The sequence below is a fragment of the Sulfitobacter dubius genome (genome assembly GCF_027214245.1).
Classification (GTDB): Bacteria; Pseudomonadota; Alphaproteobacteria; order Rhodobacterales; family Rhodobacteraceae; genus Sulfitobacter; species Sulfitobacter dubius_A.
This window is the reverse complement of the sequence record NZ_JAPWHM010000003.1, coordinates 175,920-191,666: the sequence shown is the minus strand read 5'-3', so window position 1 is coordinate 191,666 and position 15,747 is coordinate 175,920. Positions and strand designations below refer to the sequence as shown.

15 protein-coding genes are annotated in these 15,747 nt (G+C 60.9%); 13 read left to right on the top strand and 2 right to left on the bottom strand.

The window, feature by feature from the left end:
- Positions 1-115: 115 nt before the first annotated feature.
- Both O4H31_RS07975 and O4H31_RS07970 read right to left on the bottom strand, forming a co-directional pair.
- Entirely contained in the window at positions 116-1,867 is a 1,752-nt protein-coding gene (locus O4H31_RS07975; protein ID WP_269344554.1) for a DUF3987 domain-containing protein, read from the bottom strand.
- A gap of 617 nt (positions 1,868-2,484) precedes the next feature.
- Entirely contained in the window at positions 2,485-3,699 is a 1,215-nt protein-coding gene (locus O4H31_RS07970; RefSeq protein WP_269344552.1) for a DUF3644 domain-containing protein, read from the bottom strand.
- A 1,026-nt stretch (positions 3,700-4,725) separates the two neighbouring features.
- Between O4H31_RS07970 and O4H31_RS07965 the strand changes: the two genes are divergently transcribed.
- The 13 genes from O4H31_RS07965 to O4H31_RS07905 all read left to right on the top strand — a co-directional run bounded on the left by O4H31_RS07965 (position 4,726) and on the right by O4H31_RS07905 (position 15,707).
- Complete coding sequence (locus O4H31_RS07965) at positions 4,726-5,076, top strand: hypothetical protein (protein WP_269344550.1); 351 nt, start codon at positions 4,726-4,728, stop codon at positions 5,074-5,076.
- A gap of 58 nt (positions 5,077-5,134) precedes the next feature.
- Complete coding sequence (locus O4H31_RS07960; protein ID WP_269344548.1) at positions 5,135-5,353, top strand: hypothetical protein; 219 nt, start codon at positions 5,135-5,137, stop codon at positions 5,351-5,353.
- On the top strand, positions 5,350-5,832 hold the full coding sequence (locus O4H31_RS07955; RefSeq protein WP_269344546.1) for a hypothetical protein: 483 nt from the start codon (positions 5,350-5,352) through the stop codon (positions 5,830-5,832). The genes O4H31_RS07960 and O4H31_RS07955 overlap by 4 nt, the downstream gene beginning before the upstream one ends.
- A gap of 295 nt (positions 5,833-6,127) precedes the next feature.
- Positions 6,128-6,715 (top strand): hypothetical protein, encoded by a 588-nt coding sequence (locus O4H31_RS07950; RefSeq protein ID WP_269344544.1) that lies wholly within the window; start codon positions 6,128-6,130, stop codon positions 6,713-6,715.
- Entirely contained in the window at positions 6,675-8,810 is a 2,136-nt protein-coding gene (locus O4H31_RS07945; RefSeq protein ID WP_269344541.1) for a terminase gpA endonuclease subunit, read from the top strand. The genes O4H31_RS07950 and O4H31_RS07945 overlap by 41 nt, the downstream gene beginning before the upstream one ends.
- A gap of 39 nt (positions 8,811-8,849) precedes the next feature.
- On the top strand, positions 8,850-10,010 hold the full coding sequence (locus O4H31_RS07940) for a Shedu immune nuclease family protein (protein WP_269344539.1): 1,161 nt from the start codon (positions 8,850-8,852) through the stop codon (positions 10,008-10,010).
- Between the two features lie 72 nt (positions 10,011-10,082).
- Positions 10,083-10,346 (top strand): hypothetical protein, encoded by a 264-nt coding sequence (locus O4H31_RS07935; RefSeq protein WP_269344537.1) that lies wholly within the window; start codon positions 10,083-10,085, stop codon positions 10,344-10,346.
- The gene (locus O4H31_RS07930; RefSeq protein WP_269344535.1) at positions 10,343-11,923 is read left to right on the top strand and encodes a phage portal protein; all 1,581 of its coding nucleotides are present in this window, start codon (positions 10,343-10,345) and stop codon (positions 11,921-11,923) included. The genes O4H31_RS07935 and O4H31_RS07930 overlap by 4 nt, the downstream gene beginning before the upstream one ends.
- Positions 11,924-11,996: 73 nt before the next feature.
- Complete coding sequence (locus O4H31_RS07925; protein ID WP_269344533.1) at positions 11,997-13,049, top strand: head maturation protease, ClpP-related; 1,053 nt, start codon at positions 11,997-11,999, stop codon at positions 13,047-13,049.
- Between the two features lie 18 nt (positions 13,050-13,067).
- On the top strand, positions 13,068-14,069 hold the full coding sequence (locus O4H31_RS07920) for a major capsid protein (RefSeq protein ID WP_269344531.1): 1,002 nt from the start codon (positions 13,068-13,070) through the stop codon (positions 14,067-14,069).
- Between the two features lie 85 nt (positions 14,070-14,154).
- Entirely contained in the window at positions 14,155-14,736 is a 582-nt protein-coding gene (locus O4H31_RS07915) for a head-tail joining protein (RefSeq protein WP_269344528.1), read from the top strand.
- Between the two features lie 10 nt (positions 14,737-14,746).
- A complete protein-coding gene (locus tag O4H31_RS07910) occupies positions 14,747-15,283 on the top strand; it encodes a hypothetical protein (protein ID WP_269344527.1) in 537 nt (178 codons plus the stop codon).
- Between the two features lies 1 nt (position 15,284).
- Positions 15,285-15,707 carry a hypothetical protein gene (locus O4H31_RS07905; RefSeq protein ID WP_269344525.1) on the top strand — a complete coding sequence of 141 codons (423 nt, stop codon included), beginning with the start codon at positions 15,285-15,287 and terminating at the stop codon, positions 15,705-15,707.
- Positions 15,708-15,747: the final 40 nt, after the last annotated feature.

Genomic DNA, 15,747 nt, shown 5'->3' with positions numbered 1-15,747 from the left:
GGCGAGTGGGTATGAAAAAGCCCCCGATCCGCGGACCGGGGGCAAGGTTCCGATTGAAGGCTCGGGGCGGCCTTGAGGTAGTGCCCGATGTGACCCTCGGCGCCGGGGTGTCACATCAGTCGTCCGCCCGAACCTTCGAACGGAGCTTCCGGATCACCTTCGCGCCGGCCTGGATGCGCTCAACTGTGGCCTTGCGCTGCTCGGCCTCGATCCGAGCTCGATCGGCGAAGACTCCATGGACACGAGGGTTGATCCGCCACTTCATCAGGCTGAACTCAGAGCGCTGGTATGGACGTCCGTCTGCGCGCTTATCTGGCGTGATCCATCCCATGAGTTCGAGCACCTGCGCAGCCTTGCCGATGGCGAGGTAGTCGTCCTTGATCGGGGAGAAGGCCCGGCCGATCTCGTGGCAGGAGATCCGCTCTTTCTTGTGCGCCAGGATGTGGCCTGCGATCCACTTGGCGTGCGCGGCGTTCTCGTCGCCGGTCATGACCTCGTTGTAGATGCGCGACGCCTCCGGCAGGAAATACTCCGTCAGTAGACGATAGACGTGCCGAGCCGTCTCTTCGGTGATGTGCATCTTCTCGGGGTCCTTGCCCTCGGTCGCACACTCAATCAGGTGGAAGATCAAGCAGAGGCGCGAGAAGATGCCGGGCCACTTGTTCAGGTGGTCGGAGAGGCCCTTGCAGACCGAGGGGTGCTCGCCGAGGGCATTCGTCATGTCCTCGATCTCCTCGCGGATCTTCGCCGCGCGAGCGCCCATCAGGACAAGGCCAGTTCCACCCTTCTCCTCGGCGACCTCCATCGCGGCCAGCGTGCCGACCAGGCTGACATAGGCCTTAATGGCGTCCCGGTCAGGCTTCCGATCGATGACCTTCCGCTTCTCGCCCTTCACGAACAGGAAGCGGGCGAGGAAGCCGTCAGCCTTGGTCTTCGAGAAGTCCTTCGCGATCACGTCGTCCTGAATGCCGCCCATGATTGTGACGGCAAGTGTGTCGACGCGGAGCGGACCTTCATCATCGCCGGCGCGGTCCTTGATCGCCGACTGCGAGTTGTAGGCAGAGAGCCAGAAGGCGCGGTCCTTGCCGCCATTACCACCGGAGTAGACATCGAACGACCCTATCCAGCCGGTAAGTTCGTCCGCGATCTGAGCAATGCCAGCGGGGTTATCGGCGCAGAGCTTCATCACCGCCTCGGTGGTGGTGTCCGTAGTCACGAGACGCGGAAAGAACGGCCTCTCCGGCTCATCTGGGAACGGGGGCATGTCGGCACGCTCGCCGCCGTGCTTGAGGATCTCCTGGCACTTCTTGCGCCAAGCCTTCTTCTCCTCGTTCCAAGCAGCTCGCTCGCGAGCATATTCCTTCCGGAGTTCGTCTGCGTCTTCGGCCCACTTCTTCTCGAGCATGAACAGCGGAAGAGCGGATGAGTTCAGGGCGCTGGTCTTCTTGACGCCGGAGCTGCCCGTGATGCCGAGCCAGATGACCGGCTTCTCGGTCCAGGTGTCGTCCTCGAACTTAGGCTGGACGCGCCAGTTACCCCGGATCGCAGTGGCGACAGTAGCGAGGCATCCTGCTGCGATCGGGCCCACGTTGATGCCCATGCGCTCGGCAGTATCCTTCGCGTAGGCCCAGATCGCCGGCGGCATCATGTCCTCGGTTATCTCTTGACGGCCGGTGAGGGAACTGTCGCCGAAAAGGTCGATAGGCTCGACGATCGCCTTGGCAGGGGTCGGCTGATCCTCGATCAATACATCGTCCGACTGCACTTCTTCGTCGTCGCGCACCTCGGCAGCGGCGGCAAGTTTCTCGTTGGCCTCGACGGCGCCGTCGATATCGAAGCCAGCGAGGATATCGTTCATCTTGTTCATAACCTACCTCAGGTCTTTTTCTTATTGACATGCGGGCTGTTTTCAGCCTCGCAGTCCGGAGGTAGGGAAAGGGTGAAGCCATCCAAAAACGGAAAACCGCAGAAATCGCAGAAGACGGTCTGTGATTTATGTGAAAATCGTATATCCCATTGAAATGAAACAGAAAGAAAGTTCGCTCGGCGCATGTTTCTCAGGGGATCGGCCCCGACGCAGCACCATCCACCGACCAGAAAAACCTTTATATAACAAGGCATTGGCCATTTTTCGCAGAAATCGCACTTGCGCGGGCGAGACGTTAAGTAAGTAAGGGCCTCCTCCACCTCCCTATACCCACGATTTCCATGGCCTCATTCTCGTCCAGCCTCACACGCGCAAGTGCGGTTTATGTGAAAAACCGGTAAGTCGTTGAAATTGTGTGTATCCAGAAGGCGTCTGGCGCCAACTGCCTCGATATCCCCGGTGCGGTTCCTGTGAAAAGCTGCGCGGGGTGGGTCTCGACTTCCCCTCGACCAGGAAAACCCCACCTCCCACATATGACCCGCATCCTCATCCCGCTCATCCTCACCGCCGGCATCCTGGCGTTCATCTATGGTCAGATTACCGCGGCCATGCCGTGATCAGCGGTATCGATCACCTTCCTGCTTGCAGTGCTCGATCACCCGCTCGATCCAGCGGTCATACCAGACCCAGGTGCCCTTGTAGTCGCCTTGGCAGCCGTAACCTTTGTCAGGGTTCTTCGCATCAAGTTCCTGCATCAGTTTCGTGTGGTCGCCCTGGCCGAACTTTGGGTAGCCGGCCTTCTTCACCGCAGCGAGGACGTCCTTGCGGATATACCTTGTCCGGTTGACCTCCTTGAAGATCACGTCCCCTACCTTGTCGGCCTCGTCGCTGCCGGGCTTCACCGTGACAACCGCTACGTCGGCACCGGCGGCTTTCTTCGCAGCGACCGGGACGAACGCCACCTTCAATCGGAACGCTGGGTCCTTCACTTGCTCGTCGCTCAGGCCGTTCTCGAACGCTTTGATGAAGGAAGACACGTGCGTCGGCAGCGAAGACGCCTTCTTCATGGCGCTACGCTGCTCAGGGCCGAGCGAGACAAACTGGAGAGCAATCGGTAGTCGCTTCTCGAGGCCGAACTGCTTCCCGAACAGTTCCTTGAGCGCATCGTTGAAATTGAGCGCACAAGACTGGAGTTCCGCACCGATCGCGTCGTCGATGCGGCTCGTGGACTGATGCTCAATCTCATGCCGGAGTTCGATCAGGAACTTCAGGTTGTTTTTCGCGCCAACTGGGATCGGGCATTTCCCTGTGTCGAGGCACTTGGTGAGGTCCCAGTGTCGTTCGGCGCCGTGCGCGGTCTTCTTGTCCTTGTAGACGTAGGGGATGCCTTCGCGCTTGTAGTAGGCGTGCAGCAGGTAGGTCCACGCAATGACGGCGGTCGTGATGAACAGCTCAGCGCGGAACATGAGCCCCGCCGAATTAAAGATATGGACGGCTGCGATCATCGCTTCTCTGGCCTTGATCAGGAGCTCGTCGCCCCGGGCGCTCAACCCGGTTTCGTGGTCGACGTCCGGCCAAGTCGAGAGGAAAGCATCGAGTTCTTCGGGATCGGCTGCTTTGGTAGCCTTGTGCTTTTTGCCGATGTGAATTTCGTGGATTGTCCGGCCATTCAACGAGCGGGTGGGCCGGGTGAAATAGGCCAGGATGTCCTGATCGCTATAATCGCCGCGGTTGATCATTGCCTTTACGAGGGCAACTTCCCACCGCTCGAGGATATTCCCCCGGCGCCGCTTGATCTTCGTGGGTTTCTCGTCTTCGTTGTCGTCAGTCATCCCGCACCTCCCTGAGGATGAGTAACAGCATGGGAATTTTCTACAAAGGACTGAATTGGATACACTGGATGTCGAATCGTAGCCACGAGTGAAGCGCTCTCAGTAGCCGCTGATCATCCCTTCCCGCTGACACAAGAGGAGTAGTGTGCTATATTCAGTGCATGAGCGATTGGACCAAATATCGTGGCCTGTTGCCGAATGGGCTGCCGCCTCGCGAGAAGTCGGAGCCGCGCAATCCGTTCCAGGAGCGGTTCAGAGAGTCTCGTCCTGACCTGTCTGTTTTTCGGGCACGGCCATGGTGGCAGCGCATGGTCATTCGCCTGGTGTGGCGCGTGGCGCCGGATTGGTCGCCACGGCGAGAGCGTGAAGCACGGAAGTTCAGTCAGGCGTTCAGGAAAGCGCGTGGAGCCGTTCCGCCGGATGTCGATCTCGAAGGCTGATTTTGGGCTGCCTTTGGCTGTCTCTATTTCCCTGGAAAGACAGACAGGGAGAGAGAGATGACCCCGGAAAATGTGAAGCTATTGATCGAGACGGGCGGTATGCTCGGATTTCTCGCCTTCGCAGCCTTCCTGGTTTGGCTGGCAGCCCGTGATAACTGACCCCACAACAGCCCTTACCATTGCCACCCTGTTCGGCCTCTGTGCCTACACGGCCGGCCACCTCGCCCTCGATGCCGTGAGGCTCACCGCGCGTCTGATAATCCGAGCACGTCGCTGGCATCGCTCTGAGCCTGACCCGGAAAACGTGCGCCGCATGGCGGCCCGCATTCGGGCGCAGGTCGAGTGGGACGCGAACCGGCCGGCGATCACGCAGGATGCGTGGCACGATGCCGAGGCTGAAAAGCGGATTTCCTGGGGTCGGGCGCGGTGATGTCACACAACACGGGCACAGCGTTACATTCGGCGATGTCACACAATACGGGCACAGCGCGACATCGAATTCAGCGCAGGATGTCACCGAATACGGGCATGGCGCGACATCTGATGTCACAAGATTCGGGCACAGCGCGACATTGGGGTAAGACACATGACTGACCGCACATATCCTCGCCCTGCCATCGAGCTCGACGCGCTCCTGGACGCCCTATTCGAGGCAGGCGCCGATACCGGCACCGTCGGCATCGGCAATCCTGACCTGATCGGCCTTTCGATCGACGGCGCGACGGAAGCGGAGCTCGACGCGATCTGGGAGCGGGCAATGCGGGGGCTGGCCCTACTGGATCTCGCTCGGCTCGACCAGGAAGAGATCAATGACATCGCGGCACTACGAGAGAAACTCGACGCCGGACGAGACAGCGAGCCAGTCGAGCCGATCACTGCGGAGACTTTCGAGGAGTTGCGGCGCCGAGCCTCCGACCAGGACGATGGCCTGATTTGATTTTGGCCGACCCCTCGGCGCGCCTAATTCCCTTGAAACGGCATCAAGGGAGATTGAAATGTTGAGGAAATTGGGCGCCATCTGGTTCTGGGTAATGCTTGTAGGAATGACGTGCTTTGACATCTGGGTTGGCGTGAAGGCTATCCCCCAGATTGATGGGTTGCTTCTCCAATTCTGCGTCGGTCTCGCGCTCGTGTCGTCTTGGATGACATTTGTTCGAGATTTGGTTAAAGAACGCTTCGGGGAGGATCTGGATGCGGAAAGCGGTGCGGCATGACCCTCCATCCATACCAATCCGAACAGATGCAGGATATCCATGCTGCTTTCCAAGAGCGCCTGAAGGCAGGCAGCGCGCCACGTTCCCAGGATCATTTCGACTTCGAGTATGGCGGAGTCAAATTCAACGCCTCTGGGCAGACCGACCCATACGCGTTTGGGTTTGAGGTCTGTGATCTGAACAGGTCAAAGGTAGAGGCCATGTCTCCATCGGACATTCGGGAGACGCTTGGGTTGTCCAATCACAAGATCATGGAACTCATGTCTCTCCCGGCCGAGGATCGCTTTGACCGCATTGAGGAGATTATGGTGAAGCGTCTTCGTTACACGCACGCGAAGGGCATAGTCAGCGGCGCCATCTTCCCAGTGAGACCGGTGATATTCGCCACCTCGAAACAGGCCTCCTGGCTGAATTTACTTCCTCCTGAGGATGCTCAGGCCGCCCGCATCCGGATGTATGAAACGGGGTCGTTCGAATAGGCGTGCCGAGCGTTCGTGAGCATATCGAGTAGATGTCGAACCATGAGCAGATGCCGCTCTATTCCACGATCCAGGCAGCGAGGACCGATATCTAAGGCAGGTGATCCCGAGATATAGGTGCGGAAGAAAGTTGCCCACAAAATGCTGTGCCGGGGACCCTGACCCACCCCCTCATTTGGTATGCAGGGGGGGACAGGCCCGAAAGATCACTACTTTCGGGAATTTCTCAAACGCGTTTCGTTTCGGTTCAGCATTTGGCAGAAGAAAAAGACTAAGGAAAACAGGCACTTCCAAGATGAGCGATGACGCCGAAACCGAAACGGGATCTCTCGACCTCATTTGGGGTGTGAAGGATCTGGCCTCGTTCCTGGAGGTTGACGAGCGCCGCATCCAGCAGCTCGCGAAGGACGGCATCATGATCAAGATCGGGCGCGGCAAGTATGACGCCCTGTCGTCGATCAAGGGCTACGTCGACATGCTGCGGGACGGCGGGTCGCTGGATGTCATCGACACCAAGGAAGCCCTCGAAATGGAAAAGCTCCGTTGGACGGCGGCGAAGGCCGATTCCGAGGAAGTGAAGCTCGCCCTACTTCGCGGCGAAGTGGTTCTCATGGAAGATGCCTGCGAACTCCTCGCTGAGGAGGGAGGCAGCGTCCGCGCCGCCGTAGAGGGTGCCATCCCGGAGATTACCGAAGAACTCGCCAACGTCGCTCGACCGCACGCCGAGGTTCACCTCGTCCTGCATGAAGCCCTTTCGAGGGCGCTTTCGAAACTCACACTGGATCAGCCCGATGGCCGCAAGCCCAAATCCAATCAGCTTCCACCGTATCTCACCGGAGACGATGAAGACGCTGGCTCGTTCGAAGACGATCACAGCTCATAAGCTCCGCGAAGTCCGGGATCGACTCTTCGCGCCGAAGCCGATCGTCACCGGCACGGAGTATGCCGACGATCAGTGCTACCTGATCGAGGGCGGCAAGCTGCGGAAGTGGACGACCTACGATTTCCAGCGCGAGATCCTGGACGCGTTCATCGACGTGACCATCGGCGAGGTGGTGGTCATGAAGTCGGCGCGCATGGGCATCTCGGAGTGCATCAATCACGCCGTTCAGTATTGGCTCGATCACGAGCCTTGCGACGTCCTCATGTATCGCCCGAAAGACGAGGACGCGGAGGGCTATCTGACGAACCGTTTCGACAAGCGCGTCGAGATGGTGCCCGCGATGAAGAAGATCGCATTCCGGACCTCGACCGGGAAAGCCGTCAAGAAGTCGACCGAGCGCAAGTTCAAGAACGGCGCATCGCTCCTTGTTCTGGGCGCAGCCGCCGAGGATAACTTCCGCGACCACACGAAAAAGAAGATCATTCTCGATGAGTTCGACGCGCTGAACTTCGGGCCAGTGAAGGGCGGCGGCTCGAAGTATGACATGGCTCGCCGCCGTGGCTCGCAATACTGGGATCGGAAGGTCATCGCGATCTCGACGCCCAAGGCCCCCGCCGAGGAAGGCGGACGTATCCATGGCTTGTTCTTGGCCAGCGACCAGCGCCACCTCTACGTCCAGTGCCCGCATTGCGGGGAAGAGTTCACGCCTCGCTGGGGCGACAAGGAAACGACCGGCGGAATCAAGTGGGAGCCGGACGATCACGATGACGTCTGGTATGAGTGCCATCGCGAGACCGACGACCCTGACGACAAATGCCCGCCGATCCGCGAGCACCATAAGCGTGAGATGACCCGGAACGGCCGTTGGGTCCCGCACAACCAGGGCCATAGCCGCCGCGGCTACTATCTGTGGCAGTGGTTTTCACGGTCGCCGAACGGCACTTGGCAGCACATGGTAAAGGAGTGGCACGAGGCCCTCGCCGCCGGACCGGCGCAGGTCCAGTCCTTCAAGAACGAGGTTTTGGGGCTGCCATACTCGAAGAACACGGGGCAGGAGACTGGCGACCTCGGCACGCTGGTGAACTGCGTGACCGACCTTGGCGACGGTGTAGAGGTGCCTGGATGGGCGGTCTCGCTACTGTGGTCCGTGGACCGTCAGCAGGGCAACGATGATGAATCGGGTTCATATCTTGAGGCGAGCTTGTATGCGTTCGGGCCTGGCCGCCGGCTCTTCCTGGTGGGACACTGGGTCTTGGACGAGTATCCGCAAACCGACGACCGGGCTTGGGATGCGCTCGAGGCACTCGCAACACGGACCTTCATCGACGAAAATGGGCGGCCCCGGAAGGCTGATGGTCTGGCGATTGACCACAACGGCGGAAAGAAGACCAGCAATCAGAAGGTAGTCGATTGGCTCAGGAGAGTGCGCGGCACACCCGGGCAGGCCGCGTCGCGTGGGCGAAAGTATTGGGTCGCGGTGCGTGGGGAGTCGAGGGGCAACGGCGCGCGCGGCAGGACCATCTGGCCGACCACGAACGCCAAGAGGAACGAGTTCCTTTTCACAGTCGATGTGGACCTGGCCAAGGACGACCTCGCCCCGATCCTTGCTAACGGCGCGATCGAGTTCAGCGCGCGGCCGATCGAAGGCTCGGTAGATCTCTCCGATGACGCGCAGCGCGAGCGGTTCCTGAAGAGGATGCTTATCGAGAAGCAGTATCCCGTGGAGAACAATCCAGGGCGCACGGTTTGGAAGTCTCCAAAGGGCAAGGGGCGAGACGGAAACGAGCCGTTCGACACCCTTGTGTATGCGTGGGCCCTCTCGCACGGCATGACGCAGATGGCTGGCGGCATGCGGTGGCGCAAGCTGTTCTCCGGGGAGCAGCGGTTCCGCGCCAAGCCTACTCCGGCCCCGACCCTTGAAGGGGAATACGATCCGGAGACCGGCGAGGTCTACGAGGGCAAGGCGGAACCCGCAGCCAAGCCGCCGGATGCAGTCGCCGTCAAGGTTCCGAAGAATCCTTTTGCCCGTGCTGCGGCCGGCAACGCGCCGCTCTCTCAATCCGGCAAGCCAATGGTTCGCGTTCGCAACTGGTAATGCCTTGCCTGAATTATCTTTAGTTCGCATAGTCCGCGAATGTCAGAAGAAAAGTTCTTTCAGCTGCGCAAGGCAGGCAAAGCATATATCTCCAGAGTTTTCACGTGGGGCGCGCACACGACGGAGAAACTCCGCAACGTGCGCATGGTCATGGAGAACTCAGACGAACTTCATCTCGGCGAGGTTGAGGGCGCGCTTTGTCTCCGCTTGACCGGCGATAAGCGCAAGACGCAGGTAACCGCCGTCGTGACGCAGGATGCGAAGTCGATCCGGCGGGTCACCTTGCAATCTTTCCAATCACGCAAGGACGGATGGTATCAGGGCTACCACGAGCATTCCTTTACGTTCCGGGGAGATGAACTGTCCCGGCTGATGGCGTTTCTCGACCAGCTGGAGTTCATTGACCTGTCGAACGAGGACAGGTTCGATATAGAGGACATCTCAACCGGCAAGGGGCGTAAGACAATCATTGACGCATCCGATCGAGGTATTGTGGAGCGGTTTCGCGCCATGGACGGTCAGGCGCGCGAAACGCTTCTAAGAACACTGCAAGGCTCACTATCCGCGGAGGAGGTCAACATCCTGCTCGGCCGACGACAGGCGTTGGAGGCCTTCGAACGGCGAATGCAGGACGGGCAGTGGGCTGAAAAGGACTGGCAGGACTTCTTTGATGCCGAACCCTGGGTCTTTGGATACGGCTTGGATTACCGCGTCATGCGAACCTTCGACCGGGAGATGACAGTTTCAGGCGGAGGCACGGACAACCGTGGCAAGCCAGTGGTCGACTTCCTCATGAGCTTCACCGACTACACAGTCCTCGTCGAGATCAAGCGTCCCGACACCCGGATCTTCAGAAACGGCGGCGGGGCCAGGGCCGGCACGCGGTCGTTCAGCCCTGAGTTCATGAGCGCCGTGTCCCAGATCCTCGAACAGAAGGCGGAGTGGTCGGCCTTCGCGGGAACCGGGGAGCATTTCAGCCGTGACGGTTCACGGCAACTGGAAGTCCGGACTCGGAATGCGAAGACCATCCTGGTGATCGGCTCTCGCGCCGAGTTCGAGGAAGCGGCCGATCTCAGGGAGGCTCGGGTCATGCGGGACACCTTCGAACTCTTCCGACGCGAAACCTCCTCGATAGACATCGTGACCTTCGACGAACTCCTGGAGCGGGCGCGGTTCATCACGCGCGACGAGGTTCAGTAGGACCTGTCTGTCTTTCAGCCCGAAATGGCGTGCCGGGACCGATATCTCCCATAGACACTGGGAGACTGCCGCATGGCCGAGGGCCTTTATTCCGATTTCGAACTCGATGAACTGAAGGGCCTGCGCCGGAAGATCCTGGAGCAGCGCGCCAAGGGCGTGAGCCAGTTCTCCTATAACGGCCAATCCTTCACGTATTCCAGCCCGTCGCAGATGCTGATCGTCGCCGAGGAGATCCAGCGCGAAATCGGCCGCAAGGTCGCCGCCGCCAATGGCTGGCAGCCGATCTCCACCGGCGGTTGGTCCACATTCCGCCCGCTCTCCGGAGGCAATCAATGACTGAGCAGTTTTCGACGAAGGGCATGATCCGCATGTCCGCTCCTGAGGCACGCGTTGCGGTGGCGAAGCACGAGTTCCAGGCGCGCATGGACTACGATTTCGCGCGCGCGACGGGCGACCGGACCGATATTCCGCAGTCGAGTGGCGAGGCGATCGCGTCTTTGCTTGATCGGAAGCGTGGCGACATCGTCCGCATGTCTCGTCACGCGGCGCGGATGGAAACCCTTGCCGGCCGGGCAATCCAGGTCCTTGACGATTACGTGGTCGGCACCGGCATCCGACCCTCGATCCCTGACGAGGATAATGGCCTCATCGACCTCTGGGAGCGCTGGGGTGTGAATGCAGGCGCCGAGGGCGTTGGCTCGATCTACAAGGTCCAGTCCTTCGCGCTGAAAGAGCGCTCGGCCGGCGGCGAGGCGTTCGGAGTTCTGCGCTACCGTGCCGGGCGCGACGATCTTGTTGTGCCTCTCCAAGTCCAGCTCTTCCCGACGGAAATGCTTCCGTCCGAGACTTCATTCCTGCCGACGTCGACGCGTGGCATGGTTCTCGACAAATACGGCGATGTCCGGTCCTACCATTTTTTTAAGAACCACCCAGGATCGAAGGGTGAGCTTCTTGCCTCAGCCCGCTCTGAGACCTTCCGTCAGGGTGCGGAGACCGTCGTCCATACCCTGATCCGCAACGAGGTTGGCGCGCGACGGGGAGAGCCGCTGCTGACGCGTGCGCTCCTGAAAATCCACGACCTCGAGAAGTTCCTGGACGCCGACCTTCTCAGGAAGATCCTAAACGCGAACATCGCCTACTGGCTCGAGATGCCGGACCTCACCGAAGACGAGAAGGAGGTTCTCGCCGACACTTTCTACGACCCGGAGAGCGGCAAATACTACAATTCCGAGGGCGCTGAGGTCCCGCCGCCCCCATCTGCCGAGACGCTGAATGCTCCGAAGGCCGGCACGGTGGCGAAGGTCCCGCGCGGAGGCAAGATCACAACGAGCGCGCCGGCAGACTCCGGCAACACCTTCGACCCATTCGTCCGGCAGATTGGAATGCACATCGCGGCGGCCGTCGGTGTCCCGCTCCAGTTCCTTCTGGGCGACATGTCCGGTATCAACGACCGGCTCTACAAAGCCGTCAGCCTTCAGTTCGAACGGAGCGTGAAGACGATCCGGCGCGACATGAACGCAGAGTTCAACAACCCGATTTGGAACGCTTTCGTCCGGCTCGCATATGCTGAGGGTAAATGGACACCGCCTACGGGAAAAACCGTCGAAGACTTCCTCAACCCCGCGTGGATCGGCCAGCCGTTCCCGAACCTGCACCGGGCCCAAGAAGTGAGTTCCTGGCGCGAAGAGGTCGACAGCCAGTTCGCCACCACCTCGGACATCATCCGCCGCCAGGGCGACGATCCGGAGCGCGTGCGGCGCGAGAAGCTCGACGACCTGAAGCGCGACATCGAGGCGGGCCTCGCGCCGGTGCCAGCGCACTGGACCGATGCAACGATCAAGAAGCACCTCGGATGGGCGGACGACGAGATCGCATCCTACCGGGCTCTCAACGCTCCTGCTGCCTCCGCCTGATTTTCTGTCTTTCGGTCTCCGCGAAACACCGAGCGGGGACCGATATCTCCTGTAAGCAACGACAGGATCTTCGATGAGCCTCCACGACGCAGTCGCACTCTACCGCACAAAGGCCCCGCGCAAGGCGCGCGCGGCTGGTTATGAAGTGGTCCGCCAAGAAGGCGAGGCCTCCGCGAAGATCAAGCTCTTCGGTCCGATTGATGCATGGGAAGACAGCGCCCTGAACTTCGTCGAAGAGCTCGAGCAGCTTCAAGCCGATGGCGTAAAGGAGGCCGACGTCCAGATCAACTCCCTGGGCGGAGATGTCTGGGAAAGCATGACGATCGCGGACGCGATCCGGTCCGCCCGCGCGAACGGGATGACATTCCGTGCCGTGGTTCTTGGTGTCGCCGCGTCTGGCGCAACCATCATCGCTTCGTCCTGCGATGCGACCGTGATCGGGAAGAACGCCCGCTACATGATCCATGAGGCCGCTTCGGGCTGCTGGGGTAGCGCAGACGACATGCGGGAAGTCGCCGCGATGCTGGACGACATCAACACTCAAGCCGTCGAAATCTACGTCGAGCAGTCCGGTCAGACGCCAGACCAGATCAAGACCTGGATGGCAGAGACCAGGTGGTTCCGCGGCCAGGAGGCGGTCGATGCCGGGTTCGCGGCTTCCATCCTCGACATGGATGCGGAAGCCTGTGCTGACGAAGAAGACCTCCGCACCCTCGACAACGCCCCGTCCGATCTCCTGGAGGAGATTGCGGCTTCCGGCGACACCGAGGACGAGGTCAAAGCCTCCGATCCCGATCAGGAAACCGTTGAAGACGCACCCGCCGTCGAGACCCCTCCGGAACTCGTTTCCGTCGAGCTGTCCGTGAACGGCAGCACCATCTCTATGAGCGTTTCGGCCGAGACCGCCGCCGCTCTGAAGGACGCTGGCGAACTGGTCACCAAGCCCACCGAAATCGAACCCGAAATGAAGGCGCCCGAGGACCCCCTCGTCGCGTCGCTGAAATCCGGCTCGCAGGAGCCGGTGATGACTGCACGGCCGGACTCCGAAGCGGCGTCGCAGCGCAAAGCACCCGCGTCCTGGACGAAATCCATCGCGGCAATGAACGCCAACTTCGGCAAAATCTGAGAACAGAGGCACGAGAGCATGTTCAACAAGGACAACTTCACGCTGGCCAAGCTGACGGCGGCGGTCAACAAGCGGACCCCCATCGACACCTTCCTGGCCCGTCAATTCATCATCGAGCGCCTGCGCTCCACGACCGCGATGATCGAGCGCGGCGCGAGCGGCCTCGAGCTGATCGACCCGACCGCACGCGGTCAGGTCTCCCCGACCTCCACACTCGGCGGCATCAACGGCCGCGGCGTCCACTCGATCGCATCGGTCAAGCTTGGCCGCGTCGTCAACATCGCCGCCAGCGACATCCAGGATGTCCGCGCCTTCGGCGAAGAGGACGAGATGGAAACCTTCGAGACGGTTCTGGGTCAGCACACCGATCCGGTCACCCGCTCGATCGACTACACCCACGAGAACCTGCGCTTCGGTGCAATCAAGGGCGTTCAGCTCGCTTCCGACGGTGTGACGCCGATCTTCAACTTCTTCACCGCTGCCGGCCTCGTCGCTCCCGATGATGTCGAGATCGACTTCCTGAATGCCGATCGAAAGACGCTTCAGAACGCCTTCGCCGACATGTCGGACTACTCCCGCACCGGCCTCGGCGTGAACGCCGATGTCGCCACCGATGTGGTCTACGTCTATGGCAAGAAGGCCTGGCGCGACTTCCGCACCTCCGACGCGGTCGCTGCTCTCTATGAGCGCTATCAGGATGGCGCGGTCAACCGTGCCGGTGCCGGCGGTCAGCGCGCTCCGTTCGAGTGCTTCGACGCGGTCCATGTGCCCTACTTCGGCGCCTCGATCGACGACGACGAGTTCCGGGCGGTCCCGGTCGGCGTTCCCGGCCTTTTCCGCACGGCCTTCACGCCGCTCGACAACCCGGAAGCTGCGAACACCCTCGGCCTGCCGCTCTACGCGACCCCCGAGGTCCTGCCCTACGGCAAGGGCTACGGTGTCGAGATCGCATCGCTGCCGATCCACTACGTGACGCAGCCGGAGTGCCTCATCGGCGGCCGGTCGATCCAGCCCGTCTAACCACGAATAGGTGAGGGCTTTTCTCCTTTCACCTCGCCTCTTGGCCCCGCCCGCACCGGCGGGGCCTTTTTCATAGGAGCCTGACTTGGACTACGGACGCGACTTTTTCGATGCGATGCCCACGGTGCACGGGATCTACCGGCGCACGCCGCATGAGTTCGACCTCAGCGTCTCGATCATGGAGGCCGACAAGGCCTTCCGCACCTCGACCCGCGAACAGCTGATCGGCTCAGACGCGTCCGGCGTCATCCTTGAGGACATCCGCATCCGCCGCGGCGGAACGATCATAGCCGGTGCCGCAACCTACCGTGTTGACGCCGTAATGCCGTCATCCGTGCCCGGCCTCAGCGACCTCAAGCTCGAGCGCATTGAGGGCGCCGCAGTCCCGGTTCGCGATGCCTCCGCAGATCTCCCCCTCGACGAGGAAATCGAGCTTCAGCTCGACGGGGCGTGGCGGACGGTCCCGGCGATGATCACACCCAGTGTGGAGGTCGAAGAGGTCGGTCGGGATGGAACCCGGATCATCGTCTCGCGCGCCATGATCGCCGTCCGTGTCGCCGAAGCGCCCGGGGTGAAGGCCGGCACCGCGATCCGGTTCAAGGGAAAGCAAAAGGCCGTCGCCCAGGCGCTGGATGACGGGCTCGCAATGATCAAGCTGCTGGTTTGAGGAGGTAGGGATGGCTCTGGAAGGATGGGACGCCGAAGGGTTCACGAAACAGTTTGGTCGCGGTCTCTACAACTCCGTCAGGCGTGCCGCGAAGTTGACCGGCGCTGATGTCGTCCAGGAGTTCCGCGAGGACGGCCTCGACGGCGTCGGGAAGAAGCGGCGCCAGGCGATCACCTTCAAGGTCCGCAAGAACAACACCCTCGCATTCATCGACAGGGGGCACGACTCCCGTGTCAGGGAATACGGGGCGACAATCCGCGCGAAGCCGGGGAAGTCACTTCGTATCATCACCGATCCGGACCTCCGCGAACACGAGCGCCGCGATCTGGCAAAGGGCCGCGCCCGCGAAACCTTCATTGTCCAAGGCCGCAGCGGGCTTGTCGTGATGGCGCGACGCGCGAACGAGAAAGAGGCTCGCCCAGTCGCGGTCCTAAAGCGCCGTGTGGTTCGCAAGCCGATCGACGAAGGCGACAAGCTCTCCACGATCGCCGAGCGCAACTTGAAGAAATACCAGGACAAAATCTACGACCTGATCGAGGACATCTGACATGAACGATGCTGTTGAACTGGCAGTGGCCGAGATCTTGACGATCGCCGCGAGCCTCGATCTCCCGGTCGAGGTGGACTACCCGTATGACCCGGATGCCGACGAGCTGCCGATGGTTCTCGTCGATACCGGCCAGGAGGAGGTCCTCGAGGACGAGGACATGCCGGCCGACGGCTGGACGACATACTGGCGTCTCTCGCCGAGCATCGAAGTCATCGTGAATCGCAATGACCCGATGGCGCTGCATGCCGAACTCAGTGCGAAGTGGGCGACACTACGCCAGGCGATCGACGACAGCGACCTCCTGAACTTCATTCGCGAGGGAACGAAGCCTCAGCTGCGGAAGCTCCCGATCGTGATCGAAGGCAAGCCCGGTGTCGCCGGGTTCGCGGTTCAGATGTCGATGGAAATCGAGCGGGACTGACCGCCCGAAACTGCTCTTCGGGACCGATATCTCCTGTAAG

Excerpts from the sequence above, each read along its gene's own strand:
- O4H31_RS07925 (WP_269344533.1), top strand. The coding sequence starts at position 11,997 with ATGAGCCTCCACGACGCAGTCGCACTCTACCGCACAAAGGCCCCGCGC.
- O4H31_RS07910 (WP_269344527.1), top strand. The coding sequence starts at position 14,747 with ATGGCTCTGGAAGGATGGGACGCCGAAGGGTTCACGAAACAGTTTGGT.
- O4H31_RS07940 (WP_269344539.1), top strand. The coding sequence starts at position 8,850 with ATGTCAGAAGAAAAGTTCTTTCAGCTGCGCAAGGCAGGCAAAGCATAT.
- O4H31_RS07965 (WP_269344550.1), top strand. The coding sequence starts at position 4,726 with ATGACTGACCGCACATATCCTCGCCCTGCCATCGAGCTCGACGCGCTC.
- O4H31_RS07945 (WP_269344541.1), top strand. The coding sequence starts at position 6,675 with ATGAAGACGCTGGCTCGTTCGAAGACGATCACAGCTCATAAGCTCCGC.
- O4H31_RS07905 (WP_269344525.1), top strand. The coding sequence starts at position 15,285 with ATGAACGATGCTGTTGAACTGGCAGTGGCCGAGATCTTGACGATCGCC.
- O4H31_RS07960 (WP_269344548.1), top strand. The coding sequence starts at position 5,135 with ATGTTGAGGAAATTGGGCGCCATCTGGTTCTGGGTAATGCTTGTAGGA.
- O4H31_RS07955 (WP_269344546.1), top strand. The coding sequence starts at position 5,350 with ATGACCCTCCATCCATACCAATCCGAACAGATGCAGGATATCCATGCT.
- O4H31_RS07975 (WP_269344554.1), bottom strand. The coding sequence starts at position 1,867 with ATGAACAAGATGAACGATATCCTCGCTGGCTTCGATATCGACGGCGCC.
- O4H31_RS07935 (WP_269344537.1), top strand. The coding sequence starts at position 10,083 with ATGGCCGAGGGCCTTTATTCCGATTTCGAACTCGATGAACTGAAGGGC.
- O4H31_RS07930 (WP_269344535.1), top strand. The coding sequence starts at position 10,343 with ATGACTGAGCAGTTTTCGACGAAGGGCATGATCCGCATGTCCGCTCCT.
- O4H31_RS07920 (WP_269344531.1), top strand. The coding sequence starts at position 13,068 with ATGTTCAACAAGGACAACTTCACGCTGGCCAAGCTGACGGCGGCGGTC.
- O4H31_RS07970 (WP_269344552.1), bottom strand. The coding sequence starts at position 3,699 with ATGACTGACGACAACGAAGACGAGAAACCCACGAAGATCAAGCGGCGC.
- O4H31_RS07950 (WP_269344544.1), top strand. The coding sequence starts at position 6,128 with ATGAGCGATGACGCCGAAACCGAAACGGGATCTCTCGACCTCATTTGG.